The sequence below is a fragment of the Halogranum roseipondis genome (assembly GCF_059695585.1).
In genome coordinates this window covers 2,892,237-2,915,693 of record NZ_CM185235.1, presented here as the reverse complement: position 1 = coordinate 2,915,693, position 23,457 = coordinate 2,892,237, and the positions used below count along the sequence as shown (strand labels likewise).

21 protein-coding genes and 1 tRNA gene are annotated in these 23,457 nt (G+C 67.4%); 11 read left to right on the top strand and 11 right to left on the bottom strand.

Annotated elements, in window-relative coordinates; translation table 11 throughout:
- The first annotated feature begins 15 nt into the window (after positions 1 to 15).
- The 4 genes from EOHIBHHM_RS15300 to EOHIBHHM_RS15285 all read left to right on the top strand — a co-directional run bounded on the left by EOHIBHHM_RS15300 (position 16) and on the right by EOHIBHHM_RS15285 (position 5,600).
- Entirely contained in the window at positions 16 to 1,260 is a 1,245-nt protein-coding gene (locus tag EOHIBHHM_RS15300) for a CaiB/BaiF CoA transferase family protein (protein ID WP_497252070.1), read from the top strand.
- 26 nt (positions 1,261 to 1,286) lie between these two features.
- Complete coding sequence (locus EOHIBHHM_RS15295; RefSeq protein WP_497252068.1) at positions 1,287 to 2,459, top strand: XdhC family protein; 1,173 nt, start codon at positions 1,287 to 1,289, stop codon at positions 2,457 to 2,459.
- Positions 2,460 to 2,565: 106 nt separating this feature from the next.
- A complete protein-coding gene (locus tag EOHIBHHM_RS15290) occupies positions 2,566 to 3,099 on the top strand; it encodes a (2Fe-2S)-binding protein (RefSeq protein ID WP_497252066.1) in 534 nt (177 codons plus the stop codon).
- Complete coding sequence (locus EOHIBHHM_RS15285; protein WP_497252064.1) at positions 3,099 to 5,600, top strand: xanthine dehydrogenase family protein molybdopterin-binding subunit; 2,502 nt, start codon at positions 3,099 to 3,101, stop codon at positions 5,598 to 5,600. The genes EOHIBHHM_RS15290 and EOHIBHHM_RS15285 overlap by 1 nt, the downstream gene beginning before the upstream one ends.
- A 192-nt stretch (positions 5,601 to 5,792) precedes the next feature.
- Here the strand turns inward: EOHIBHHM_RS15285 and EOHIBHHM_RS15280 are convergent, their stop codons facing one another.
- The 3 genes from EOHIBHHM_RS15280 to EOHIBHHM_RS15270 all read right to left on the bottom strand — a co-directional run bounded on the left by EOHIBHHM_RS15280 (position 5,793) and on the right by EOHIBHHM_RS15270 (position 9,262).
- Complete coding sequence (locus EOHIBHHM_RS15280) at positions 5,793 to 6,296, bottom strand: SRPBCC family protein (protein ID WP_497252062.1); 504 nt, start codon at positions 6,294 to 6,296, stop codon at positions 5,793 to 5,795.
- Positions 6,297 to 6,302: 6 nt separating this feature from the next.
- Positions 6,303 to 7,190, bottom strand: coding sequence for an FAD binding domain-containing protein (locus tag EOHIBHHM_RS15275; protein WP_497252060.1), 888 nt, complete (start codon positions 7,188 to 7,190; stop codon positions 6,303 to 6,305).
- Between the two features lie 182 nt (positions 7,191 to 7,372).
- The gene (locus EOHIBHHM_RS15270; protein ID WP_497252058.1) at positions 7,373 to 9,262 is read right to left on the bottom strand and encodes a CocE/NonD family hydrolase; all 1,890 of its coding nucleotides are present in this window, start codon (positions 9,260 to 9,262) and stop codon (positions 7,373 to 7,375) included.
- Between the two features lie 186 nt (positions 9,263 to 9,448).
- Here EOHIBHHM_RS15270 and EOHIBHHM_RS15265 point away from each other — a divergent pair, with 186 nt between their 5' ends.
- The 3 genes from EOHIBHHM_RS15265 (at position 9,449) to EOHIBHHM_RS15255 (ending at position 13,188) form a co-directional block, all read left to right on the top strand.
- Positions 9,449 to 11,050, top strand: a complete 1,602-nt coding sequence (locus EOHIBHHM_RS15265) for a uracil-xanthine permease family protein (protein WP_497252056.1) — start codon at positions 9,449 to 9,451, stop codon at positions 11,048 to 11,050.
- A gap of 200 nt (positions 11,051 to 11,250) precedes the next feature.
- The gene (locus EOHIBHHM_RS15260) at positions 11,251 to 11,667 is read left to right on the top strand and encodes a hypothetical protein (protein ID WP_497252054.1); all 417 of its coding nucleotides are present in this window, start codon (positions 11,251 to 11,253) and stop codon (positions 11,665 to 11,667) included.
- A 96-nt stretch (positions 11,668 to 11,763) separates the two neighbouring features.
- Entirely contained in the window at positions 11,764 to 13,188 is a 1,425-nt protein-coding gene (locus tag EOHIBHHM_RS15255) for a dihydroorotase (RefSeq protein ID WP_497252052.1), read from the top strand.
- Here the strand turns inward: EOHIBHHM_RS15255 and EOHIBHHM_RS15250 are convergent.
- A complete protein-coding gene (locus EOHIBHHM_RS15250) occupies positions 13,152 to 14,894 on the bottom strand; it encodes a methyl-accepting chemotaxis protein (RefSeq protein WP_497252050.1) in 1,743 nt (580 codons plus the stop codon). The two genes, EOHIBHHM_RS15255 and EOHIBHHM_RS15250, sit on opposite strands and share 37 nt — an antisense overlap.
- Positions 14,895 to 15,040: 146 nt before the next feature.
- Between EOHIBHHM_RS15250 and EOHIBHHM_RS15245 the strand changes: the two genes are divergently transcribed.
- Positions 15,041 to 15,664 carry a nucleotidyltransferase family protein gene (locus EOHIBHHM_RS15245; RefSeq protein WP_497252048.1) on the top strand — a complete coding sequence of 208 codons (624 nt, stop codon included), beginning with the start codon at positions 15,041 to 15,043 and terminating at the stop codon, positions 15,662 to 15,664.
- A gap of 59 nt (positions 15,665 to 15,723) precedes the next feature.
- Here EOHIBHHM_RS15245 and EOHIBHHM_RS15240 read toward each other — a convergent pair whose 3' ends face one another.
- Complete coding sequence (locus EOHIBHHM_RS15240) at positions 15,724 to 16,086, bottom strand: hypothetical protein (RefSeq protein ID WP_497252046.1); 363 nt, start codon at positions 16,084 to 16,086, stop codon at positions 15,724 to 15,726.
- A 53-nt stretch (positions 16,087 to 16,139) separates the two neighbouring features.
- Here EOHIBHHM_RS15240 and EOHIBHHM_RS15235 point away from each other — a divergent pair, with 53 nt between their 5' ends.
- The gene (locus tag EOHIBHHM_RS15235) at positions 16,140 to 16,367 is read left to right on the top strand and encodes a DUF7385 family protein (protein ID WP_497252044.1); all 228 of its coding nucleotides are present in this window, start codon (positions 16,140 to 16,142) and stop codon (positions 16,365 to 16,367) included.
- Here EOHIBHHM_RS15235 and EOHIBHHM_RS15230 read toward each other — a convergent pair.
- From EOHIBHHM_RS15230 to EOHIBHHM_RS15220, 3 genes are all read right to left on the bottom strand, one after another.
- Positions 16,351 to 16,866, bottom strand: a complete 516-nt coding sequence (locus EOHIBHHM_RS15230) for a GNAT family N-acetyltransferase (RefSeq protein WP_497252042.1) — start codon at positions 16,864 to 16,866, stop codon at positions 16,351 to 16,353. The genes EOHIBHHM_RS15235 and EOHIBHHM_RS15230 overlap by 17 nt on opposite strands.
- Positions 16,867 to 17,214: 348 nt before the next feature.
- A tRNA-Glu gene (locus EOHIBHHM_RS15225) sits at positions 17,215 to 17,289 on the bottom strand.
- A 137-nt stretch (positions 17,290 to 17,426) separates the two neighbouring features.
- Positions 17,427 to 18,578 carry a helix-turn-helix transcriptional regulator gene (locus EOHIBHHM_RS15220; RefSeq protein ID WP_497252040.1) on the bottom strand — a complete coding sequence of 384 codons (1,152 nt, stop codon included), beginning with the start codon at positions 18,576 to 18,578 and terminating at the stop codon, positions 17,427 to 17,429.
- Between the two features lie 123 nt (positions 18,579 to 18,701).
- Here EOHIBHHM_RS15220 and EOHIBHHM_RS15215 point away from each other — a divergent pair, with 123 nt between their 5' ends.
- On the top strand, positions 18,702 to 19,211 hold the full coding sequence (locus EOHIBHHM_RS15215) for a hypothetical protein (RefSeq protein ID WP_497252038.1): 510 nt from the start codon (positions 18,702 to 18,704) through the stop codon (positions 19,209 to 19,211).
- Between the two features lie 32 nt (positions 19,212 to 19,243).
- Here EOHIBHHM_RS15215 and EOHIBHHM_RS15210 read toward each other — a convergent pair whose 3' ends face one another.
- Positions 19,244 to 20,401, bottom strand: a complete 1,158-nt coding sequence (locus EOHIBHHM_RS15210) for a metal-dependent hydrolase family protein (protein WP_497252036.1) — start codon at positions 20,399 to 20,401, stop codon at positions 19,244 to 19,246.
- 85 nt (positions 20,402 to 20,486) lie between these two features.
- Here EOHIBHHM_RS15210 and EOHIBHHM_RS15205 point away from each other — a divergent pair, with 85 nt between their 5' ends.
- Positions 20,487 to 21,224 (top strand): SDR family oxidoreductase, encoded by a 738-nt coding sequence (locus tag EOHIBHHM_RS15205; protein WP_497252034.1) that lies wholly within the window; start codon positions 20,487 to 20,489, stop codon positions 21,222 to 21,224.
- 44 nt (positions 21,225 to 21,268) lie between these two features.
- On the opposite strand, the gene EOHIBHHM_RS15200 is transcribed toward EOHIBHHM_RS15205, so the two are convergent.
- Positions 21,269 to 22,546: a WD40/YVTN/BNR-like repeat-containing protein gene (locus EOHIBHHM_RS15200; RefSeq protein ID WP_497252032.1), complete on the bottom strand. Its 1,278-nt coding sequence runs from the start codon at positions 22,544 to 22,546 to the stop codon at positions 21,269 to 21,271.
- 92 nt (positions 22,547 to 22,638) lie between these two features.
- Positions 22,639 to 23,457 carry an MOSC domain-containing protein gene (locus EOHIBHHM_RS15195; protein WP_497252030.1) on the bottom strand — a complete coding sequence of 273 codons (819 nt, stop codon included), beginning with the start codon at positions 23,455 to 23,457 and terminating at the stop codon, positions 22,639 to 22,641.

Genomic DNA, 23,457 nt, shown 5'->3' with positions numbered 1-23,457 from the left:
CGGGTTGTGGGGGCTATGGACTCGCACGACTACATACTCGAGGGTGTGCGCGTCGTCGACCTCTCGACGTTCGTCACCGGCGGTTTCTGCTCGTTGATGCTGGCGAATCAGGGGGCGGACGTCATCAAGGTAGAACGTCCCGACGTCGGCGACGACATCCGACACAGCGGCCCGCCGTTCCTCGACGGCGAGTCGCCGTACTACTGGACGGTCAACTACGACAAGCGGAGCGTCGAACTCGACCTCAAGAGCGACGCGGGAAAGGAGGCGCTGTTCGACCTCGTCGCCGAGGCCGACGTGTTCGTCCAGAACTTCCGCCCCGGGACGGCCGAGCGACTCGGCGTCGACTACGACGCCGTCGCCGAAGCCTGCGAGGATATCGTCTACTGTGACATCTCGGCGTTCGGCGCGACCGGCCCGTGGCGCGAGCGTCCCGGCTACGACCTGCTGGTGCAGGGGCTCTCGGGCATCATGAGCGTCACCGGCGAGGAGGACGGCCCGCCGGTGAAGGTCGGCCTGCCGCAGACGGACCTCATCACGGGGATGTGGGCCGCCTTCGGCATCGTCTCGGCGCTCTACCGCCGCGAACGCACCGGCGAGGGCGAGTACGTGGACCTCGGGATGCTCGACGCCACCCTCCCGTGGTTGACGAAGCAGGCCGGCAAGGTGTTCGCGGGCGAGGAGACCGGCCGGATGGGGACGAAAGACCCCGTGCTCGCGCCGTACCAGACGTTCCGCACGAAGGACAGCCACCTCAACGTCGCCTGTCTCAACCAGAAGCTCTGGAGGGAGTTCTGTCACGCCATCGACCGCCCCGACCTCCCCGAGGACGAGCGGTTCGAGACGAATGCCGACCGCGTCGACGCGATGGACGAGTTGGAGGCGGAGATCGAGTCGACGCTCGAAGAGCGGACGACCGACGAGTGGATGGACGTGCTCGTCGAGGCGGGCGTCCCCGCCGGGCCGGTCCAAGAGGTCGCGGACGCGCTCGACAACGAACAGACCGAGGCCCGTGAGATGGTACGGACGATGGAGGCCGACGGTCGGGAGGTGCCGGTCGTCGAACATCCGCTGAAGTTCAAACACGCCGCGAGCGGCTTTCGGTCGCCCCCGCCCCGACTCGGCGAACACACCCGCGAGGTGTTCCGCGAACTCGGCTACTCCGGGCAAGAACTCGACCGACTGGTCGGCGAGGCCGACCCCGCCGCCGCGACCGACGGGGCCGAGACGGCCACCGCGGCCGACACGGACGAAGACTGATATCCGATGAACCCCCACCTACAGCCATGACCGACGCAACGTCCGACGAGTGGGATACGACGCCGCTGGGGAGCTACCGCGCGCTCCGAGCGTCGCTCTCGACTTCGGGCGAGCGATCGGCCGCCGTCGCGACGGTGACGAACGTCGAGGGGTCGGCCTACCGACGCCCCGGTGCGAAACTCGTCGTCTCGGCGAGCGGCGACAGCACCGGCGCGGTGACCGCGGGCTGTCTGGAGGACTCCGTCGCCGACGTCGCCGCCGCCGTCGTCGACAGCGGTGTGCCTCGAACCGAACGGTTCGACCTGACGAACGACGCAGAGGGCGTCTGGGGGATGGGACTCGGCTGTAACGGCGTCGTCGACATCCTCGTCGAACCGGTCGACGAGAGCTTTCGCCCGGCGGTCGACGAACTCGAAGCGAAGCGGACGGTCGTGCTCGCGACGGCCGTCGACTCGACCGACCCGGCCGTCGCCGTCGGCGACCGGACGACGCTGACCGACGGCGGGGACGGTTCACACGACCGGGTCGCTCGCGGTCGGGCGGAACTCCCCGCTGACATCCTCGACGCGCTCGCCGCCGACGTCGACGCGCTCCGCGAGGCCGGGCGGGCGGCGACTGTCACGGTCGAGACCGACGCGGGGGCGGTCGACGTCTTCGTCGACGTGCTCGAACCCGCCCCGGACCTGCTGGTGTTCGGTCGCCAGCGGGACGTCGACCCGGTCGTCCGGTTCGGACGCGAGGCGGGGTTCCGGGTCCGCGTCGTCACCGGGCGCGGCGGTGGGGGCGACGCCGACCGCTTCCCCGAGGCCCACGAGGTGCTCCCGACGCGCGCGCCGGATCTCGCCAGCGCCGTCGACGCGCCGGAACACACCTACGCGCTCCTGATGTCGCACAACTTCGTCGACGACCGCCTCGCCCTGGAGTCGCTGCTGGCGACGGCCGTCCCCTACGTCGGACTGATGGGGCCGCGGAAGCGCTTCGAGGAGATGCGCGAGGCGTTCGCCGAGGAGGGGACCACCCTCGAACGGACCGACCTCGACCGCATCGCGACGCCCGTGGGGTTGGACCTCGGCGGCGACCACCCCTCACAGATCGCGCTCAGCGCCGTCTCGGAGGCGCTCGCCGTCCACAACGGTCGCGACGGCGGTCGCCTCACCGACCGGGCGGGGCCGATCCACGATCGGATCGCTCGCGAGTGAGCTCTCGGGCGATCGGCGACGTCCACCTCAGTTCCCCCTCTCTCTCTACTCCGGCTTGCGGAAACATTTATCATGGTAACTTCCCTCATTCAGTCTATCACTATCCATGAGTACTGATGCACCAGAGCAGTCGGAGCGGCCGACCGAACAGATATCGCTCACGTTGAACGGTGAAGAGGTCTCCGCGGAGGTCGAACCCCGGTTGAAGCTCTCGGACTTCCTCCGGAACTACCAGCGCCTGCGCGGCGTCCGTGTGGGCTGTGAACACGGCGTCTGCGGCGCGTGTACCGTCACCCTCGACGGTCGAAACGTCAAGAGCTGTCTCGTCTACGCCGTACAGGCTGACGGCGGCGAGGTCGAGACGGTCGAGGGGCTCGCCGAAGAGGGGGAGCTCCACCCCGTCCAAGAGGCGTTCCACGAGGAACACGCCCTCCAGTGTGGGTTCTGTACGAGCGGCTTCGTCATGGCGACGAAGGAACTGCTCGCGGACAACCCCGACCCCACCGACGAGGAGATCCGCACGGGACTCGCCGACAACATCTGTCGGTGCACCGGCTACCACAACATCTACGACGCCGTTCGGCGGGCGGCCGACGAGATGGACGGCGAAGGCGAGACCGTCGGCACGGGGGACGACTGATGTCGCAGACCGACGTCCACGCCGAGACGCAGTCGGAGACCGGCGCGAGCGCGGGCGACGAGCGCAGACGAGAGACGTTCACCGGCAGCAGCGTCAAACGCGTCGAGGACCACCGTATCCTCACCGGACAGGCAGAGTACGTCCACGACATCACGCCGGAGGGCTGTCTCCACATGGCGCTGCTGCGGACGACCCACCCGCACGCCCGTATCGAGTCGATCGACACGAGCGAGGCGGAGGAGCACCCCGACTGTGCGCTCGTCCTGACGGGGGAGGACCTCGTCGACGGGTACAACCCGATGCCCTGCGGGCTGGAGGGGTTCGAGGAGTGGTCGCTGGCGGTCGACAAGGTGCGGTTCGTCGGCGAACCAGTCGCCGCCGTCGTCGCCACCGACCGCTACGTCGCCGAGGACGTCGTCGACCTGGTCCGCGTCGAGTACGAACAGTTGGACCCCGTCGTCGACTCCATCGCCGCCTGTGACGACGAGGTGGTCGTCCACGAAGACGTGGGGACGAACGTCCCCGACGGCGAGTGTCTGGAGTTCGGCGACCCCGACGGTGCCTTCGAAGACGCGGACAACGTCGTCGAGCGCGAGTACTCGTGGGGCCGTATCTCGGGCGTGCCGCTGGAGACCGCGGGCGTCGTCGCCACCTACGACCCCGACGACGACGAGTTCGACATCGACTGCAACATCCAACTGCACACGCTCGTCGACGACACGGTCTACGAGACGCTCGGCTACCCGCCGGAGAAGGTCCGACTGAACGTCCCGGCCGACATCGGCGGCAGCTTCGGGACGAAGATCGCCATCCACCGCTACTGTTCGCTGTCGGCGATGGCGAGCCAGCAGCTCGACGGGACGCCCGTGAAGTTCGTCGAGGACCGCGTCGAGAACCTGCAGGGCGGCGACATGCACTGTACCGACCGCACGTATCGAGTCAGACTCGCCGTCGACGACGACGGGACGATCCGCGGGCTCGACACCTGGTTCGTCGACGATTTCGGGGCGTTCCCGCGCTACCCGGTCAACCAGGCGCTGAAGCCGCTCTCGGTCGTCTCCGGCGCGTACGACATCCAAGACGTCCGCTACGACTACGATCTCGTCCTGACGAACAAGACCTCACAGACGGCGTACCGCGGGTTCGGCGTCCCGCCACATCTCTACGCCCTGGAGATGGTGATCGACGAGGCGGCCCGCGAACTCGGGATCGACGCGACGACGCTCCGCCACGAGAACCTCGTCCAGCCCGACCAGATGCCGTACACCATCGCCTCGCACAACGTCTACGACTCCGGAGACTACCCCGAGGCGCTCGACCGCATCCAGGAGATCGTCGAGGAGAAGGAGATCCGTGAGGGTGGGCTGCTCGACCCCGAGGTCGTCGAGGCCAAGCGCGAGGAGGGGAAGTACCGCGGCGTCAGCTACACGCTGCTCATCGAACCCGGCGTCAGCGGGTCGGACTGGACCGACCGCCAGCGCAGCGACCGCGAGGCGCTCCAGACCCGCGACCGCGAGGAGGTCGCCGAACTCCCCGAGCATCTCCGCGTGGAGGTCCAGTCGGACGGCACGATTCAGGCGTGGCTCGCCGCCGACTCCTCCGGGCAGGGCCACCAGACCATCGTCGCCCAACTGCTCGCCGACGAACTGGAGATCCTCCCGAGCGACGTCGACACGGGCTATCTCGACAGCGTCGCCGCGCCGACCGTGTACGGCTCTGCGGCCTCGCGGATGGCCGTGATGCTGTCTGGGGCGGCCCAGGGCGTCGGCGAGAAACTGAAGGACAACCTCCGGGAGCTCGCCGCCCAACACTGGGGCGTCGACGTCGACGACGTCACCTACCGCGACGGCGGCGTCGAGCGAGTCGACGGGGGCGACCGACTGTCGCTAGCCGACCTCGCCGGGATCGACGGCGGTCTCAACGACCCGAAGACGCGCGTGAGCTACGACTACCAGCATCCCGCCACCGAGTTACCGGAGTTCGACGAGGCGCTGCGGAACAAGTTCCCGGTCTACCCGACGGCGGCGTTCGCCGCCAACGCGCCGATCGTCGAGGTCGACACCGACACCGGACAGGTCGAGATCCTGAAGTTCTACTCGCTGCGCGACTGCGGGACGCAGCTCAACCCCGAGATCGTCGAGGGGCAGGCGTACGGCGGGCTCGCACAGGGGATCGGCGCGGCGCTGTTAGAGGAGTTCGGCTACGACGAGGCGGGCCAGCCACAGGCCATCACGTTCTTCGACTACCGGCTGCCGTCGGTGAAGAACATCCCGCCGGTCGAACTCCACCACTCGGAGACCCCGTCGCCGTTCACCGCCACGGGTGCGAAGGGGACCGGCGAAGGGGGGATGATCGACGGCCCGGCTGCCATCGCCTCTTCGATCAACGCGGCGCTCGAACCGCTCGGTATCGTCGCCGACGAGATTCCCGTCACGCCCGACCGCCTCCGGCGGAAACTCCGCGAGCGCGACGCCGACGTCGCTGCCGACGCCGACGAGTAGTCGACACGTCGCCCGGCGGTCGCCGCACCACCTTCGTTCTCCGTGTCTGCATCTGCGCTGCACCGGAGCGACGCGTCCGTTCGCCGTGAGAGCGAGAACGAGAGCGGGAGCACGGGACGGAGACGACCGGTACGCGGTCGCTCCGACGTGGTGAAAGAACAGTGAGAATCGAAGTTGCGGAGAGTGCGCGACTCAGCCTTCGAGCGACGCTTCCGCGTCGGGCTTGCCTTCGAGTTTCGAGACGGCGGGGACGCCCTCGTCGGCCATCTCCTCTAGGTCCTTGAAGAAGTTGTCGACGATGCGGCCGGCGACGCTGCCGAGCGCGCGCTGGCCCATGCTGGCGATGAGGCCGGAGGCGTTGGCCTGCGCCTCCCACTCGGCGGTCGTCGTCCCGTCGGCGTTCTCGGCGAGGCGCATCTCGGCGACGGTGTCGAACGAGTTGCGGCTGGCGTCGCCCTCGACCTGCATCTGCAGCAGTTCCGGTTCGACCGTCCGCGTGACGACCATGTCGACGTCGAACGTCGGCTTGACGCTGCCGACGCCGACGGCGATGGTCGCTTTCAGCTCCGAGGGTGTGACCATCTCGATGTGGTCACAGCCCGGCGCGCAGGTCGCCAGGATCTCGGGGTCGGTGAAGTAGCTCCAGAGCGTTTCGCGGTCGTGGTCCGAGGTGAAGTCGCCGTTGAATTCCATCATGATGTGTTAGTGTTGTGCGTTGTCGTAGGACGTCTCGAGCGAGCGCTTCGTGTACTCGCCGGCCAGTTCTCGTTTGTACTCCTCGTCCGCGTGCATCTCGCCGCCCGGACGGGCCTCGGCGACCGCGGCCTCCGCCGCCGCCGCGAGCGTCGCCTCGCTCAGCGGTTCGCCCTCGACCGCCTCCTCGGCGGCCTCGACGCGGAGCGGGACGTCGGCGGCGTTCGCGAGCGCGACGCGGGCCTCCTCGACCACCGGGTCGTCGGCGTCGGGGTCGTCGACGCGGATCGCAGTGCCGGCGCTGATGGTCGGCCACGTCTGCGTGGCTGGCTTCTGTTCGAGGAACGCCATCCCGGTCCGGTCGGTCGGGAACGGGTCCCGCGAGACGGAGACGCCCGTGATGAGTTCGTCCTCCGCGAGGTCGGTGAACATGTAGGCGATGAAGTAGTCGGCCGCGTCGACGGTCCGCTCGCCCTCCGAGGAGGTGATGTGGAGTTCGCCGTCGAGCGCAGCCAACACGGTGGGGTAGTTGCCCGCGGGGTCGGCCTCGGCGATGCTACCGCCGAGCGTGCCGAGGTTGCGGACGCTCGGCCCGGCGATCTGTTCGGCCGCCGCCGAGAACATCGGCATGGCGGCTTGCAGGTCCGGTGAGGCCGCGATGTCGCGGTGGCGGGTGAGCGCACCGACCGAGACGGTGTCGTCGTCGACGTCGACGTACGCCAGTTCGTCGAGGTCGTTGATGTCGACGAGGTGGTTCGGCGTCGCCAGTCGGTTCGCCATGATGATGCCGAGCGACTGGTTGCCCGCCATCAGTTCGGCGTCGTGGTGCTCTGCGAGCAGTGCGGTGGCCTCGGCGACCGTCGCGGGGCGGTGGTACTCGAAGGTGGCCGGCTTCATCCGGCGACCACCCCCCGACCCGTCGGTCGGCGGGCCACCCCCGCCCGAGTGGGAAGATGACTCATACTGGTACGTGTCGATAATGAACAGCACCTGTATAAGTGTTGCCGTGGACCGAACTATCAAGAACCACCCTCGCAGTCGGCCGACGAGGATTAGTCGGATCGCGTCGGCGGCGACCGTCAGCGACGCTGGACGGGCAGTTCGATGTGCGTCGGGTTGGCGGCGTCGTGGTGGACCGTGTTGGTCGCGACGACGTACTCGCGGTCCCCGTAGAGCGGGCCGCCGGTGTTGTGGTTGACGTCGTACCGCGGGAAGTTCGACGAGGAGATGTCCAGACGGATGCGGTGGCCCGCCTTGAACACGTTCGCCGTCGGATACGGCTCCATGTAGAACTCGTAGACTTCGCCGGGGTCGACGAAGTCCTCGTGGTCGCGGTAGCCGCGGTAGCGCGCGCGACAGACGGAGTCACAGAGGTTCAACGCGAACCCGTTGGGGAACTCCGGCGACGGCGGATACTCGTCGATCAGTTTGGCCGTGAAGTCGGTGTCGGCGGCGTCGGTCGACCCGAACACGCTAACTCGGATGGGGCCGGTGATGACCAGGTCCTCCTCCAGCGGTTCTGTCCGGTAGACGAGTACGTCGTCGCGCTGTTCGAGCGGTCCGTAGGGGGCCTCCGCGCCGAAGGTGTCCGGTCGCGTCCGTTGGTCGTAGCCGCCGCGACCGGTGATGTCCTGCAGATTCCGGTTCGCGAGCGGGTACTCGAGGATGTTCTCCTCGCGCGGTTCGTAGGTGATGTACGACGAGCAGTTGCCGCCGAGCGTCGGCACCGGATCCTGCGGGTCGAACTCGTAGCTCGTCGACCCGCCGTCCTCCGTCGGCGCTTCGGTCGAGAGCGTCCCGTCGCCGTGGACGTAGTAGTTCCTGAACTCTGTGTCGGCGGGCGGCCACTCGTCGGCGCTGGTCCACTCGCCGCCGTGGAACAGGCGGCCGTCGCGGGCGGCGTGGCCGTCGCCGTGACCCATCTCGAAGTACTGGACGGTCGACTGGTCGCTCCAGCTGTCTCTCCCCTTCAGGTAGTGGTCGAAGAAGTCCAGGCGAGTCTGCTGGTAGTCCATCAGACAGTCGTCGCCGAACTCCAGTTCGCCGGAGTAGGACTTGTTCCACGAGGGCAGGGGGTAGGTGTTCCAGCCGTGGGTCCACGGCCCCATGAGGAGGAACTGGTCGCTCTCGCTCCGCGAGGCGAAGGCCTCGAAGTTGTCGCAAGTGGCCTTCGTGTAGGAGTCGTACCACGCGCCCGAGTAGACGGTGGGGACGTCGGCGCTCTCGTCGTAGTGCGCCTCGAAGTTGACGCCCGGCGACTGCCAGAGTTCGTCGTCGTCATCGCCCGTGGTCATGATGTCGAACGTCCACTCCTCGTAGTCGGGGATGTGTCGCAGCGGCGACTGCCCGGGGAGGACGGGGCTGTTGGCGAGCACGTCGCGCACGTCGACGTTGGCGAGCAGCTGCTGTACGTCGGGGTCGTCGAGTGCGCGTTTCGCGAAGCCGCCACCGAGCGTGAGCGCCCAGCAGAGCCACCGGAGTTCGAACGTCCCGTTGTGGCGGAACGTCGCCTTCCGACCGTTAGCAGCCCCTTGGTTGACGAACATCGCTGCCAGATGCGGCGGGTTCTGCGTCGCGAGGGCGCTCTGGACCCACGCGCCGTAGGAGGTGCCGATGGTGCCGACCTGCCCGTCGCAGTACTCCTGTTCGGCCAGCCACTCGACGGTGTCGTAGCCGTCTTCGGCCTCGTTTACGAAGATGTAGTAGTCACCCTCGGAGTTGAAGCGACCGCGACAGTCCTGAATCGCGACGACGTAGCCGCGCTTCGCGAACCACTCGCCGTGTCGCTCCATCCGGCCGCGTTTGCCGTACGGCGTGCGGTCCAAGAGGACGGGGAGCGGTTCCTCGACCGGGTCTCCGGTCGACGGATCGGTCGGTCGATAGACGTCAGTCGCGAGACGGACGCCGTCTCGCATCTCTACCATCACGTCCAGCTCGGCGTGAACGCCGTAGCTCGGTTCTGCACCCATACCCTCCGCACTCCGACCACCCTGAAAAACGTTTGCACCCCACGTGCTGACTTTCAGTTGGCGGTTCCAGTAAAAATTGCGGTAGATTTATGCTAATGCTTCAAGCACATTCCCTGGTAGACCCATGCCATCATCCGACACATCACAGAATTCGAGAATGTACGGAATCTACACAGGAGGTAGCAGATGAGCGACGACAACACAATCAGCCCCGAGGGGAGCCCTGGCGGTCCCGAGGAGTCCAGTTTCATCGAGTACGGGATCGACGAGAAACCGCCGCTGTTCGAGTCGGTGTTCCTCGGCTTCCAGCACTATCTGACGATGATCGGCGCGACCGTCGCCATCCCGCTCGCGTTGGCGGGGGCGATGGGGATGTTCGAGGCCGCCCCCGGGGAGATCGGCCGACTCATCGGGACGTTCTTCGTCGTCTCCGGTATCGCGACGCTCGCACAGACCACCATCGGCAACCGCTACCCCATCGTCCAGGGCGGGACGTTCTCGATGCTCGCACCGGCGCTGGCCATCATCGGCGTCGTCGCGGCGTCGAACCCCGCCCAACCGCTGTGGCGCGCCTCGCTGCTCGAACTACAGGGGGCGGTGATCGTCGCCGGTCTCGTCGAGGTGCTCATCGGCTACTTCGGCGTCATGGGGAAACTGAAGCGGTACATGGGACCGATCGTCATCGCACCCGTCATCGCGCTCATCGGTCTCGCGCTGTTCAACACCCCGCAGATCACGAACCCCAACTTCGCCGCCGAGGGGAGTGGGCAGGACTGGTGGCTGCTCGGCATCACGCTCGTCTCCATCGTCCTCTTCTCGCAGTATCTCGACAAGTACCACCGCCTCTTCCGGCTGTTTCCGGTGCTCATCGGCATCGTCGTCGCCTGGGGGTTCGCGGCGGTCATGTCCGTCACCGGCTTCTACGCACCGGGGACCGTGAGCTACGTCGACTTCAGTTCGGTCGCGGCGGCGAGCGTCGTCCAGCCGATCTTCCCGTTCCAGTGGGGGATGCCGCAGTTCACCCCCGCGTTCATCATCGGGATGATCGCCGGGATGCTCGCCTCCTCCATCGAGTCGTTCGGTGACTACCACTCGGTCGCCCGGATGGCCGGGCGCGGTGCCCCGTCCAGCCGTCGCATCGACCACGGCATCGGGATGGAGGGCATCGGCAACACCTTCGCGGGCATCATGGGGACGGGCAACGGGTCGACCTCCTATACGGAGAACGTCGGCGCCATCGGCATCACCGGCGTCGCCTCCCGGTACGTCGTCCAGATCGGTGCGCTCGTCATGATCGTCGTCGGCTTCATCGGCCCCATCGGCCAGCTGTTCGCGACGATCCCGGCGCCCATCGTCGGCGGGCTCTACATCGTCATGTTCGGCCAGATCACCGCCGTCGGCCTGTCGAACCTGAAGTTCATCGACCTCGACTCCAACCGCAACGTCTTCATCGTCGGCTTCGCGCTCTTCGCGGGGCTGGCGATCCCGGCGTACATGGGACAGGTCGGGTCGGCCTCGGCGTTCCAGGAGGGACTCGCCGGCGTCGCCGTCCTCGGCGGCGTCCTCGGGACGACCGTCGTCGCCAACACCATCTTCGTCATCGGTTCGACGGGGATGGCCGTCGGCGGCCTCATCGCCTTCTTCCTCGACAACACGATCGACGGCTCACGCGAGGAACGCGGGCTGGTCGAGTGGGAACAGATGACCGAAGACGACTCGGACTTCGTCCCGTTCTGGCAGCGCCTCGGCGGGAAAGACGAAGACGTGCCGCCGTCCCGCGCGGACTGAATCGCACATCTCTCTTCTCTCTGTCGCTGCCGTCGAGCGACTGCCGCGTTGCGCGCGACGAGACGCGCACTGGCGGGTGCCGTGGAATCGTTCTCACCCCCACGGCTTCCGCGTTGCGCGCGCCGAGATGCGCGCCAGCAGGTGCCGTGGGGTCGAACTACCGAAACAGTGACGACCCTCCCTCTCGGACGTGTGAGACGATGACAGGGACGTCGCCCGACGACGACCGCTTCGAGTTCACGACCGACCTCCGGCGTGGGGGGTGGGTCGGCGTCACCTCGTCGTCGCTCGTCGTCGCCACCGACGAACAGTACCGGGTCGCGGCCGACGACATCGAGGAGGTAACGTTCGAGGACGTCGACTGGTTCGTCGCCATCCTCGGCCTCGTCGTCGTCGGCTACGGTCTCTACTCGGTGCAGTTCGACGCGCTGTTCGGTCTGGCGTTCGCCGTCGTCGGCGTCGTCAGCCTCGCTCTCACCTACCGCAAGCGCGACCGCGTCCGCATCCGCGTCGTCGGTCGGGCGAAACCGCTCGTCGTCTATCCCGACGCGGTAGAACCGCTCCAACGGGCACTCGAACCGCTCCTGGCGCAGCAGGGCGGGTCGACCGACCGCTGACCCGTATCCGACTGCCGACGACGCCGACGACTGTCTCTCGGCTGACCCCCTCGAAGGCATAGCTATAAGTTCCGGTGCCAAGATTCGACATACGATATGTCAGCAACCACCGCGGACCTCCGCGTAGTCAACGCTAAAGTGGTCACGCCGTCGGGCACTATCCACGGCGGTGTCGCCGCCCGCGACGGGCGGATCGTCGCCGTCGGATCGAACCTCCCCGACGCCGACGAGGAGATCGACGCCGAAGGCAACTACCTCGTCCCGGGCTTCATCGACCCCCACGTCCACTGGGGGCTGTCCCGCTACGAGTTCGAGGACTACCACGAGGGACTCGCCCACGACTTCGAGACCGAAACGAGAGGAGCGGTCCACGGCGGCGTCACCACCGTCGTCAACTTCCTGCTGCAGCGCGACCCGTACCTCCCCGACATGGAGTTCTTCCGTGACGTCGGCGCGGAGAACTCCTACATCGACTTCGCGTACCACGCCATCGTCCACCAGGACCACCACGTCGAGGAGATCGAGGGGCTCGCCGAGGAGGGGATCCGCTCGTACAAAGTGTTCTTCAACTGGTACAAACACGCCTCACCGGAGTTGGGAATCGACCACTCCGACGCTGGCCGAACCTACAAGGTGCTGAAGAAGGTCGCCGACATCCCCAACGGCGTCGTGATGTTCCACGCCGAGAACGAGGACCTCGCCATCGAGCGCCGGAAGGAACTCCAGGCGGAGGACCGCAACGACCTGCTCGCATGGTGCGAGAGCGCGCCGAACATCTGCGAGGCGATGCAAATCGAACAGATCGCCCAGTTGACGGAGTTCACCGACTCGCGCGCCTACATCGTCCACATGAGTACGGGCGAGGGTGTCGACATCTGCGAGCGCTACCAGGACAAAGGTGTCAACATCCACGCCGAGACGCTGCCGGCGTTCCTCAGCCACACGAAACACGACGAGGAACTCGGCGTCTGGGGGAAGATCTCCCCGCCGCTGCGTGGCGAGGCGAGCAAGAAACGGCTCTGGGAGGGGCTGCGCACGGGCGTCGTCGACTATCTCGGGACGGACCACTGCCCGCACAAAATCGCGTTCAAGGAGAAGGACAAAGGGAAACACGGCGACGTCTGGGAGGCCATCCCCGGCGACAACAACGGGATCGAGTACTTCCTCCCAGTGATGATGAGCGAGGGGGTCAACAAGAACCGCATCAGCATGGAGCGCCTCGTCGAGGTTTGTGCCGAGAACAACGCCAAGCGCTGGGGACTCTACCCACGCAAGGGAGCGCTCGTCGAGGGCTCCGACGCCGACATGGTCGTCGTGGACCTCCAGAAGAGCGCTGTCGTCGACGACGACTTCTATCACACGATGGAACCACGGTACTCGACGTACCACGGAACGGAGCTGACGGGCCTCCCGACGCACACCATCGTCGGCGGCGAGGTCGTCGTCGAAGAGGGAGAGCTACAGGTCGAGAAAGGCGGTCGCGACTACCTGCCGCGCTTCGAGGAGGGCGTCCCGCTGTAGCCGAACTCGAAGCCGCCGTCGGTTCGCGCTCGTTCTCGTCCGTCCCCGTCTCCCTCTCGCCGTCGTCCTCCCGTCGTCTCGTCATCCAACTCGAACTGCCCGAGTTGTGTGGACATCTCCGTCGAGATGTCGCCGACCTCCGCCGCGACCGAGGAGACGTGGCCGACGGCGGTCGTCTGCTGACTCACGCCGGCGGCGACCTCCTGCATCTGTCCGCTGACGGTCGTGCTTCGCGCCGCGAGGTCGCCGACGACCTCGAGGACGACCTCCGCGTTCGTCGCCTGGCTCTCCGTCGCGTCGGCGATCTCCGTCAGCCCCTGGTTCGTCTCGGAGATGGCGTCCGTGATGTCGTCGATTCGGTCGACGACGTCCGTGACCGCCTCGGCGCCAGCTCTCACCTCGGCGTTGCTCGTCTCGATGGTCTCAGAGGTCTCGGCGATGCCGAGTCGGAGGTCGTCGACGATGTCTGCGATGTCGGCGACGGCCGCCTTCGACTCCTCGGCCAGCGACTTCACCTCGTCGGCGACGACCTTGAACCCCGCTCCGTCGGTGTCGGCACGGGCCGCCTCGATGTTCGCGTTCAGCGCGAGCAGACTCGTCTGGTCGGCGATCGTGGCGATCATCTCGGTCATCTCGTCGATGGCCTCCATCCGCGCCTCCAGCGACTGCACCGTCGCCATGTTCTCCTCGGAGGCCGCGATGGCCGTCTCCATCCGCTCGATGGCGTTCTCGGCTTCGGTGTTCCCCTGGACCGCCCGCTGAGCCGCCTCGCTGGCCCGAGTGTCGATCTGTTGAGTGCTCGCAGTGATCTGCTGGATGGACGCCGACAGCTCCGAGACGCTGTCCTCGGCGATCTCCGCCTCCTCCGTCTGCGTCTCGGCGAGCCGCGAGACGTGGTCGCTCGACTCGCCGATCTGCTCCGCGGAGGCCAGCGTCTCCTCGGTCTGGGCGGCGATCTCCTCGGCGATGAGTTCGAGGTCGTCGGCCCGCTCGCGGGCCGTCTCGAGCGTCGCCCGCGTGTTCTCGACGGCGACGGAGAGGTTCCGGGCCATCCCGGCGAACTCCCGGTGGACGTTACGGATGGCCGGGAACTCGGCGTCGGGTTCCGGGATCTCCGGGTCGACCGTGAGGTCGCCACGGCTGAGTCGGTCGAGACTCTCGTCTAACTCGCCGACGACCGTCGACTGGTACGCCTCCAACTGCTCCTCTCGCCGCCGGAGTGCGAGTTCGTCGCTGATGTCGCGGTTGATCTCGACGGCCCCGACGACTGTCCCGGCTCCGTCGAACAGCGGGAAGACGCTCCGACTGACCGGCACCTCCTCGCCGTCGACGACGACGGTGTCCTCCAGTTCCTCGACGGCGGTCCCCGAGGCCAACACCTCGCGCATCACGGAGTTGTCCGCCTCGCCGTAGTCGAACAGGCAGTCGCCGAGCAGTTCACCCGGTTCGCGGTGAAAGAGGTCCCGACAGGCCCGATTCGAGTGGGTGAAACAGCCCTCGTCGTCGACGACGAAGATGGGGAGAGCCAACCCCTCGAGGACGCTCTCGACGACCGACGCGCCGGTGAGTCCTGTGAGACTGCCGACGTCGGCGTCCACCTCGGTGTCGGCCGTCCCTAGGACGGTCGTCCAGTCTGCTCCTCCGGCGGTCGGTTCGTGTCCGCCGGACGGCTGTTCCGAGCGGAGTGCGGCGAGAATCCCGAACATAGTGGTTGTCGTTCTGCTACGCGCGAGACACGCATATAAAATTCAGCGTCGAATTATCACGCACGAATAATTAGAGCACCGACTGACGACTCGCGGCCGATCCGTGAACTTAAGTGATTGCACGAGTAACGGTGACACGAACGCCGATGATCGACGCGGACGACACGGACGAGAGGAACGGTGACGAACGTCGCGGACGAGCGGCGGCCGTCGTCCTCGCCGCGGGAGTCGGTTCTCGGTTCGACGACGGCAACAAACTGCTTGCCGGCGTCGGCGCCGATCCGTTGGTCCGTCGCGCCACGGAGACGCTGTGTGCGGCCGCCGTCGACCCCGTCGTCGTCGTCCTCGGCCACGACGCCGAACGCGTGTGCGATGCGCTGACGGGACTCCCGGTCGAGACGGTGGTGAACCCACGCTACGAGGCCGGCCAGTCTACGTCGGTCGCTACGGGCGTCGAGGCGCTCCCCGCGGACGTCGAGTACGCCGTCTTCGCGCTCGCCGACATGCCCGACGTGGCCGTCGAGACGGTCGACCGACTCGTCGCCGTCGCCCGCGAGACGGACGCGGACGCCGTCGTCCCGACGTACGAGGGACAGCGGGGCAACCCCGTGGTGTTCCATCGCCGGCGGTTCGACGCGCTCGCCGCCGTCGACGGCGATCGAGGCGGCCGCGCATTGTTCGACGACAGCACCGTCACCCGCCTCGCCGTCGACGACCCGGGCGTCCGCCGCGACGTCGATACGAGAGACGACCTCGCCGAACGGGAGTGAGCGCCCTCGTAATAATACAATTACTTCTGTAAAGCTGGCTACGCGAACTGATCCCCGACTCACCGTTGCCCCGCCGACAGCGGCACCTCGCGCACCCGGTGTTCGACCTCCCGGACCCGCTCGCGTTTCTCGCGTTCGTCGGCGGCGGTCGCCTCCGTCGCGAACAGTCGGACGCGAGTCCACCCACTGGCGTCGTCAGCGTCGCCAGCGTCGTCGCTCTCTTCACGTTGCTCGACGGCGTACAGCGTCTCGGGGTGGAAGTAGAGGGTGAAGCCGAAGTACTTCTCTTTCGTCAGCCGCGTCTGGTAACAGACCTGCGCGTACGTCTCGGACGGGAGCGACACCTCACCGGTGAGGTCTTCGTCCGTCGAGGCGGTTCGTCTGTACGGCGCGCCGCAGTTCGGACAGCCCTGTCCGCTCATGGTGTCTGTACACACGTCACAATGTTTAATAATCGCCACCGGGTCGGTGACGCATGGACAACTTCGACGAACTCGTCTCGTCGCTGACGCCCAGAGAGGAGAACCCCGCGATCAAGTCTTACCAGAACACGGTCGCGATGGCGTGTCCCGCCTGCGAGGAACCGTTCGACGACATGGTCGTCTGCAAGGAGGAGGCGACGAGTCTCAACCTGAGTAAGTCGTTGGACCTCTGTGTGGCCGTCCACGACGACCGCCCCGTCATCTTCACGCACCAGAAGTGACGCGCTCTCCGTCCGAGATCTCGAGTCGGTAGCTGTACTCGCCGTACGACTCGCCGCCGATGGTCGTCTCTCCTTCGTCGACGCGTTCGAAGCCGAGACTCTCGTAGAACCCCTGTCCGATCTCGTTGTCCGCGAGCACCATCGCCGTCAGTCGGTCTGCACCCCGCGACGCCATCTCGCTTTCGACGCGGTCGACGAGGTCGCTGCCGATCCCCGCCCCTCGGTCGTCGGGGTGGACGTAGACGCGGAACACGACCCCCTCCTCGCGGTTCCACAGGGCGTGGACGAACCCGACTACTTCGTCGCCCCGTTCGGCGACGAACACGCACGTCGCCGGTCGGTCGAGTTCCGCTCGCAACTGCGTCGGCTCGTACCACTCGTCGACGCCCGACTCGGCGGTCTCCCGGCTCAGTATGGTCGGATAGTCGGCGGTCCACGACGCCCGTGCGACGGCTCGGATGGCTTCGACGTCGTCTGCGCTCGCTCGTCTGATGGTCATGTGGGTAGATACCACGCCACGACCGTAGCTCTTTGTGCCGTCGCCGACGCTCTCGTGGGCCCGACGACGCACACGCTCGCTGTCGCTCGCGGTTCTGAAAACGGAAAGATGCTCCGCCAGGGATTCGAACCACGGTCACTCCACTCGCTTCGCTCGTTTCGCTCTCTAGTTCAAATCCTCGGTTGCTTCGTAGTGCGCCGCTGCCACGGCGCACAAATCATCAGAGAGAGCATTCGAACCACGGTCACTCCACTCGCTTCGCTCGTCTCGTTCCCTGATTCGAACCCTTCGTCACATCTCGTGCGACGCACACGCTCGCTGTCGCTCGCGGTTCTGAAAACGGAAAGATGCTCCGTCAGGGATTCGAACCCTGGTCATCACCGTGAGAGGGTGATATGATTGGCCGGACTACACCAACAGAGCACGTCTTTCTACACCCAAACGTATCGTGGGTACAGTAAAAACAGTTGCGCTTTATGGCCGCTGTGTGTGTCGGTATCGTTTGACCTTTTCGTACCCATGTACTGTCCTCGTGTCGCAGAGTACGAAACGGTCAAGTACTACTCGTCGTCGAACGGCGACCCGGCGGCCTCGGGTTCGTGGCCCTTGAGACTGATGACGTTCTCGCGGCCGACGCGGAGCTTCGAGATGAGTCCCTCCTCTTCCATATCCGAGAGCAGCATGCTCACCTTCGACTTCGACCAGCCGGTCTCCTCGACGATGTTGACCTGCTTCATCCGTCCGCCGCTCTGGTCGAGCATCCGGACCACCCGGTCTTCGTCGGTCAGCAGCTCTTCGTCGGAGACGGCGGGTTGCGGCTGCGAGGCGGCGTCCGCCGTCGGTTCTCCCGTTCCGTCGTCGGCGACACCCGAGCTCTCGTCGGTCGATCGCTGGCGCAGATACCACGCGACGGCGGCGACACCGACGAGGAGAACCCCTCCCGCTAGCCAGGGAAGCCACCCCGACGACCCCGGCGTCGCGACGTCGGTACCGCCGGTGTCGCCTCCTCCGCCTGTCTGTCCACCGGCACCGCCGGCGTCGCTGCCGGCAGGGGCGAACACGACTCGTGGCCGTTCGTCGGTGAACTCGCGCTCCCCCTGCCACGTCACCGAGTCGCTGTCGGCGAGCGAGGAGCTGTTCGACTGGGTGCCCGCCGGCTCGACCGACTCGAACTGGAGGTTCGGACCGGGCGTGACGACCAGCGACTGCTGTTGACCCAGATACAGCCCGCCTTCGAAGACGTCACCGACGACGACCCGGTCTCCCTCCTGCAGGCCGAACCCGGTCCACGTGAACGACATCTCGACGACACCGATCTCGTTGCCGAGACTCGACGTCACCTCCGCGCGCCGCGAGAACGACGTCGCCTCCATCTCGCGGCCCGTCAGGTTCGTCCCGTCGGCCACCAGCGCCGTCGAATCGCGTCTGAACCCGTCGTACAGCTGTGTCTCCGTGCCGTTGAACTCCTCGGCGAACGCCTCGAAGTTCTCCCGCTCGGTCTCGTTCGAGAGCGTCCGTTCGTAGTGGAACGTCCACCGCGCACTTCGGTTCTCGTAGACCGTCAGCCGGACCTCGTTTCGGTCGAACGACTCCTGGAGGCTGTCGATCGTCTCCACGGCCGGAGCTCGCTCGTGACCCTCACTAGTCGCTGCCACGGGGGTGACGGCGAGACAAACGACGAGCAACGCGACGACGACGCCCGGAAACTCCATCGACATCTCCAACACGGAGCGAGCCAAAAGAGTTTTTGACACTCGGTCGCCGGCGACGAGCCTCTCGAAACGCGGCCGAACCCGTCACGTGCGTTTTTGTTCTCTACCGACGTACGTTACACGATGACACACTCCATCGGCGTCGAACTGACGCTCCTCTTTCAGGCGTCGCTCTTCGGCGTCGTCGCGACGGCGATACTCGTCGTCGGGACGCGTCTCGCGCCGCCTACGTGGACGGACGGCCCCGAGGCGGCAACGCGCTGGGCTGCCGAACTCCGTCCCGTGGTCTGCGAGGTCCGGCGCACGCTCGCCGCCGACGGGGCCGCCCGCTACGACCGTCTCCAGCGCCGACTGCTGCCACTGTCCAGTCGTCTCGACCGTCACGCGGCGATCGCCCCCGCCGCCGTCGACGACGAACTCGTCGTCGGCGTCACCGAACTCGGCTACGGCTGTCGGGCCGTCGGGATGGAACTCACCCGGGCACAGCGAGTCGACTGGGAGGCCCCCGACGGGGAGGTCGTCGCCGTCCGGGACGTCGCCGACGACCTCCTGGCCGCGCTCGACGAGTGCGACGGCGGCGTCGACGAGGGCGGGGACGAGGACGCTCTCGAGGGCGACGTCTCCAGCGTGTGAGCAGCCTCTCGTCGGCCGGTTCTGCTCGGCACTCAGCGCACGACGTCGCCGCCGGCGACGACGGTCGTCGGATGCCGCCACGCGCTGACGTCCTCGAGTGGGTTCTCGGCCAGCACGACGAGATCCGCGCGGGCACCTTCGGCGACCGTCCCGACGTCGGCGAGGCCGAGGAGGTCGGCGGCGGCGACGGTCGCCGCTTCGAGCGCCTGTTCGGCAGTGAGACCGCGGTCGACGAGGAGCGCTAACTCCTGGGGGATGTCGGCGAAGAAGTTGAACGGCGTCCCCGCGTCGGTGCCCATCGCGATGGGGACGCCGGCGTCGAGCGCGTGCTCGAAGGCCCGCTCGTGTGCGTCGACGGCCGCCTCGGCCTTGGCGACGGCCTCTGCGGGGATGCCAGCCTCGACGCCGTTGTCGACGATCCCCGCGAGCGCGGCCGTCGTCGGCACCCAGTACGTTCCGTGGTCCGCCATCGACTCAGCCGTCTCGCGGTCCATGAACGTCCCGTGTTCGACGCTCGTGATACCGGCGCGGACGGCGTTCTCGATCCCCTCCTTACCGTGGGCGTGTGCCGCCGTCGGGACGCCCTTCGACGCCGCGGCGTCGACGAGCGCCGCGAGCTCCTCGGGCGTCAGTTCGGGGAGGCCGGTGTTCGCCCCCTCGGTGAGCACCCCGCCGGTCGCCATACACTTGACGACGTCCGCGCCGCGTTTCAGCTGCTCGCGGGCCGCCCGCCGCACCGCCGTCGCGCCGTCGGCCTCACGGCCGAACCAGTGACCGTGACCGCCCGTCATCACGACGTTCTGCCCCGCGGCGAGCACTCGCGGTCCCTCGAGGACGCCCGTCTCGACGGCCCGTGCCGCGTCGAGGGCGAGCGAGTCGCGCGCCCCGAGGTCGCGGACCGTCGTCACCCCGGCGTCGAGGGCGGCTTCGAGGTTCGCCGCAACCCGGTAGGCGGCGGTCGCCTCGCTCTCGCCTTCGATGGTGCTCACGTCGGGGCGACCGTCCATCATCAGGTGGACGTGAGCGTCGATCAGCCCCGGCGCGACGAACTGCCCCGACACGTCGGTCTCGGTGTCGTCCTCGTCGCCGTCGACGTCGCCGACGGCGACGATGCGTCCGTCTTCGATACCGACGTCGGCCTCGCGGACGCCGTCGACGTCGACCACGCGTCCGCCTCGGAGTACGTGCATGGGGTGTGTGTTCACGGCACCCGACCTAAAGACAGGGGTCTCGGCAGGGGAAACGGTCACGTGGGTCGCGGCCGACTGTCACCCCATGGCAGGCGAACTCGACGGGAAGGTCGCACTGGTCACGGGTGCGAGTTCGGGCATCGGCGAGGCGACGATTCACGCGCTCGGGAGCGAGGGCGCCGACGTCGTGCTCGTCGCTCGTCGCGAGGAACGACTGGTCGAACTCGCAGCCGACGTCGAACGTTCTCACGACGTCGAGACGCTCGTCGTGCCGACGGACGTCCGCGACGAACTGGCCGTCGACGCCGCAGTCGAGCGGACGATCGGCGCGTTCGGCCGCCTCGACGTCGTCGTCAACAACGCCGGACTCGCCCGCGGATCGAACGTCGCGGACATGACCACCGAGGAGTACCGGACGATGACCGACACCAACGTCGACGGCGTCTTCTTCGTCACCCGCGCGGTGCTCCCGCATCTCGTCGAGACCGAGGGGAACCTCGTCTTCGTCGGTAGTTTCGCCGGTCAGTACCCGCGACCGTTCAACCCGGTGTACGCTGCGACCAAGTGGTGGGTCCGTGGGTTCGCCCACAGCGTCGAGGCCGACGTCGGCACCGAGGGCGTCGGCGTCTCCGTCGTCAACCCCTCCGAGGTACGCACCGAGTTCGGCAGCACCTACGGCGAGTCCTTCGAGGAACGCTTCGACCCCGGCGAGGTGACGGAACCCGACGAGATCGCCGACGCGATCCGCTTCTGTGCGACACAGGACCGATCGACCGTGAGCGAACTCGACCTCTACCGGCGCGACAAGTTCTCCGGGTGGTGATCTCCGGACTGTGAGGAATACGACCGCCTGACGACGCGCTCACCTCACCGTCGCCGTTCGAGCGCCGTCCCCGACTCACCCACGGCCAGCGACGACTCGGCCGTCGAACAGACGGCGGCGAGCGACGCCGTGGCGACCGACGGTCGACGTTCCCAACTCCCGTCGTCCCGTTCGAGGAGACAGCCGCCGTCGCCGACGGCGACGCCGACGTCGTCGGCGATCGCGACTCCTCGGAGAGAGTCGTCGACCGTCACCGCCGGCGTCCACACCGACCCGTCGTAGCGGTAGAGCGTGCCGTCGTCGCCGGTGACGACGAGCTCCTCCGACGCGTCGACGCCGACCCCGAGGTCCGTCAGCGCCCCGGCGTCGTCGATGCCGACCGACTCCCACTCGTCGTCCGTCTCCGTCGACTCGAACACCCCGCCGTTCGTGTCGACGGCGTACGTCCGACGTTCGCCACCGGACGCACTCGCGTCGGCGACCTCGACAGCGGCGAGACTCGATCCGCTCCCGGGTTTCATTGGCGAGCGCCACCGGGTCTCCTCGCCGTCGTACTGGCCGCGAAGCACCCTGCCGGAACCGTCGACGAGCAGCAGCGTCTCCCGGCCGTCGTCGCCGGCGACGGCCACGTCGTTCCACGTGCTGGTCTCGTCGTCCGGTGCGGAGTGATCCGTGTGTCGTCCAGTCTCGACGTCGACGCGCCCGAGCGCGCCACCGTCGCCGGCGACCCAGACCGCTCGGCCGTCGTCCGTCGCGTCGATGCCGCGGAGCGTCTTCCCCGCCGTGCCGGGACCGTCTTCGAGCAGCGTCTCCCACTCACCGTGTGCTCTCTCGAGGACGACGCCGCCGTCGCCGACCGCGTACGCGGTCGTCTCCCCGGACTCGGAGGCGCCGACGACGTCGAGCAGGTCGGTGTCCGTCGGTGCCTCGACGCGCTCCCACGTCGCCGGCGGCCGTGTGTCGTCGGTCTCGACGTCCGTGTCGGACTCGGCACCGGAGGTAGGCTCGACGTCCGTGTCGGACCCGGGGCCAGTGGCAGCGCCGTGATCCGACTCGGTCGTGGGGTCGTCGGAGGCTACCGTCGCTCTCTCCGTGGTCGACGTACGCTCGTCACGCCCCGGTTCGCTCTCCGGGCTCTCGGGGAGGTCGTCTCCGGCCTGCCGGTACCGGTACGTCAACGGAACGACGTACGCGAGAAACGCAAGCACTGCGAACCCCTCGTGGAACTGCATGAGCAATCCGAAGGCGGTGAGCGCAGCGGCGCTCGCCGCGTGGACGCCGGTCTGCGCGTACTCGCGGTAGAAGCGGAAGAACTCGCCCATCACCCGTCGCTAGCAGCGGCGCACTAATCAGCCTTGTCGCCGACCGCACGCTCGTCTCTCTCTATCGCCGACGAATCGTCGACTGCCACTCGCTACTCGCTCGGCACTGACGCCAGTACCCGAACCTGGTCGCCGACCGAGAGCGTCTTCCCCCACTCCGACTCGGGGACAGCGGTGTTGACCATCACGCGGAACTGGTGGTCGAACCAGTCGCCGCCGCTCCAGTCGGGCATCGTCTCGCGGCGCTTCTCGACGAACGTCTCGCGAAAGTTCGGATACGCCTCGCCGGTCTCGGGGTCGCGACTCGGGACGACACAGCGCTGACAGGGGTTGACGCCCTCGAACCGGACGTCGCCGACCTCGAACGCGACCCGGTGGTCCCGGTCGGAGAAGAGGTGGTCCTCCCAGAACGGGGGGACGCCGCCGACTTCGAGGTTCGCCCGGAGGCGACGGCGCATCGACGCGACGTCGACGCCGTCGTACCAGGAGGCGAGTTCGCGGAGCGTCGCCGTGCTGACGACCGTCGGCCCCGACGCCGTCGTGTCGTCGGGGAACCCGCCCGCGCGGTCACGGCGCAGCGAGACGGGTTCGTCGAAGTAGCGCGAGAGCCAGTCGGTGAGGACGTCGGAGTCGGCGTCGAGCGGGGCGGTCACCGACGCCGTCTCGGCCTCGGGCGCTCGCAACGTGACCGTCCCGCGGTCGCGGTCGACCGCCGAGCGAACGCGGTGGACCGCGGCCGTCCGCTTCCCGTTGACGTACTCGCCGTCGGCGTCGACGAGGGCGAACTCGCGGTCGCCGGCGAGACCGCCGTTCTCGACGACGTCGACGGACGCGAGGCTCTGCGGGTCGAGCGACTTCACCGGAAACGTGGTGATCCGCCGAAGCGTCGCAGTCGCGTCCTCCGGAGACAC

Bases quoted from the DNA above. Each gene is read 5' to 3' on its own strand.
- EOHIBHHM_RS15255 (WP_497252052.1), top strand. From the start codon at position 11,764: ATGTCAGCAACCACCGCGGACCTCCGCGTAGTCAACGCTAAAGTGGTC.
- EOHIBHHM_RS15230 (WP_497252042.1), bottom strand. From the start codon at position 16,866: ATGACCATCAGACGAGCGAGCGCAGACGACGTCGAAGCCATCCGAGCC.
- EOHIBHHM_RS15200 (WP_497252032.1), bottom strand. From the start codon at position 22,546: ATGGGCGAGTTCTTCCGCTTCTACCGCGAGTACGCGCAGACCGGCGTC.
- EOHIBHHM_RS15210 (WP_497252036.1), bottom strand. From the start codon at position 20,401: ATGCACGTACTCCGAGGCGGACGCGTGGTCGACGTCGACGGCGTCCGC.
- EOHIBHHM_RS15250 (WP_497252050.1), bottom strand. From the start codon at position 14,894: ATGTTCGGGATTCTCGCCGCACTCCGCTCGGAACAGCCGTCCGGCGGA.
- EOHIBHHM_RS15265 (WP_497252056.1), top strand. From the start codon at position 9,449: ATGAGCGACGACAACACAATCAGCCCCGAGGGGAGCCCTGGCGGTCCC.
- EOHIBHHM_RS15285 (WP_497252064.1), top strand. From the start codon at position 3,099: ATGTCGCAGACCGACGTCCACGCCGAGACGCAGTCGGAGACCGGCGCG.
- EOHIBHHM_RS15215 (WP_497252038.1), top strand. From the start codon at position 18,702: ATGACACACTCCATCGGCGTCGAACTGACGCTCCTCTTTCAGGCGTCG.
- EOHIBHHM_RS15270 (WP_497252058.1), bottom strand. From the start codon at position 9,262: ATGGGTGCAGAACCGAGCTACGGCGTTCACGCCGAGCTGGACGTGATG.
- EOHIBHHM_RS15245 (WP_497252048.1), top strand. From the start codon at position 15,041: ATGATCGACGCGGACGACACGGACGAGAGGAACGGTGACGAACGTCGC.
- EOHIBHHM_RS15300 (WP_497252070.1), top strand. From the start codon at position 16: ATGGACTCGCACGACTACATACTCGAGGGTGTGCGCGTCGTCGACCTC.
- EOHIBHHM_RS15205 (WP_497252034.1), top strand. From the start codon at position 20,487: ATGGCAGGCGAACTCGACGGGAAGGTCGCACTGGTCACGGGTGCGAGT.
- EOHIBHHM_RS15260 (WP_497252054.1), top strand. From the start codon at position 11,251: ATGACAGGGACGTCGCCCGACGACGACCGCTTCGAGTTCACGACCGAC.
- EOHIBHHM_RS15280 (WP_497252062.1), bottom strand. From the start codon at position 6,296: ATGATGGAATTCAACGGCGACTTCACCTCGGACCACGACCGCGAAACG.
- EOHIBHHM_RS15295 (WP_497252068.1), top strand. From the start codon at position 1,287: ATGACCGACGCAACGTCCGACGAGTGGGATACGACGCCGCTGGGGAGC.
- EOHIBHHM_RS15275 (WP_497252060.1), bottom strand. From the start codon at position 7,190: ATGAAGCCGGCCACCTTCGAGTACCACCGCCCCGCGACGGTCGCCGAG.
- EOHIBHHM_RS15235 (WP_497252044.1), top strand. From the start codon at position 16,140: ATGGACAACTTCGACGAACTCGTCTCGTCGCTGACGCCCAGAGAGGAG.
- EOHIBHHM_RS15240 (WP_497252046.1), bottom strand. From the start codon at position 16,086: ATGAGCGGACAGGGCTGTCCGAACTGCGGCGCGCCGTACAGACGAACC.
- EOHIBHHM_RS15220 (WP_497252040.1), bottom strand. From the start codon at position 18,578: ATGGAGTTTCCGGGCGTCGTCGTCGCGTTGCTCGTCGTTTGTCTCGCC.
- EOHIBHHM_RS15290 (WP_497252066.1), top strand. From the start codon at position 2,566: ATGAGTACTGATGCACCAGAGCAGTCGGAGCGGCCGACCGAACAGATA.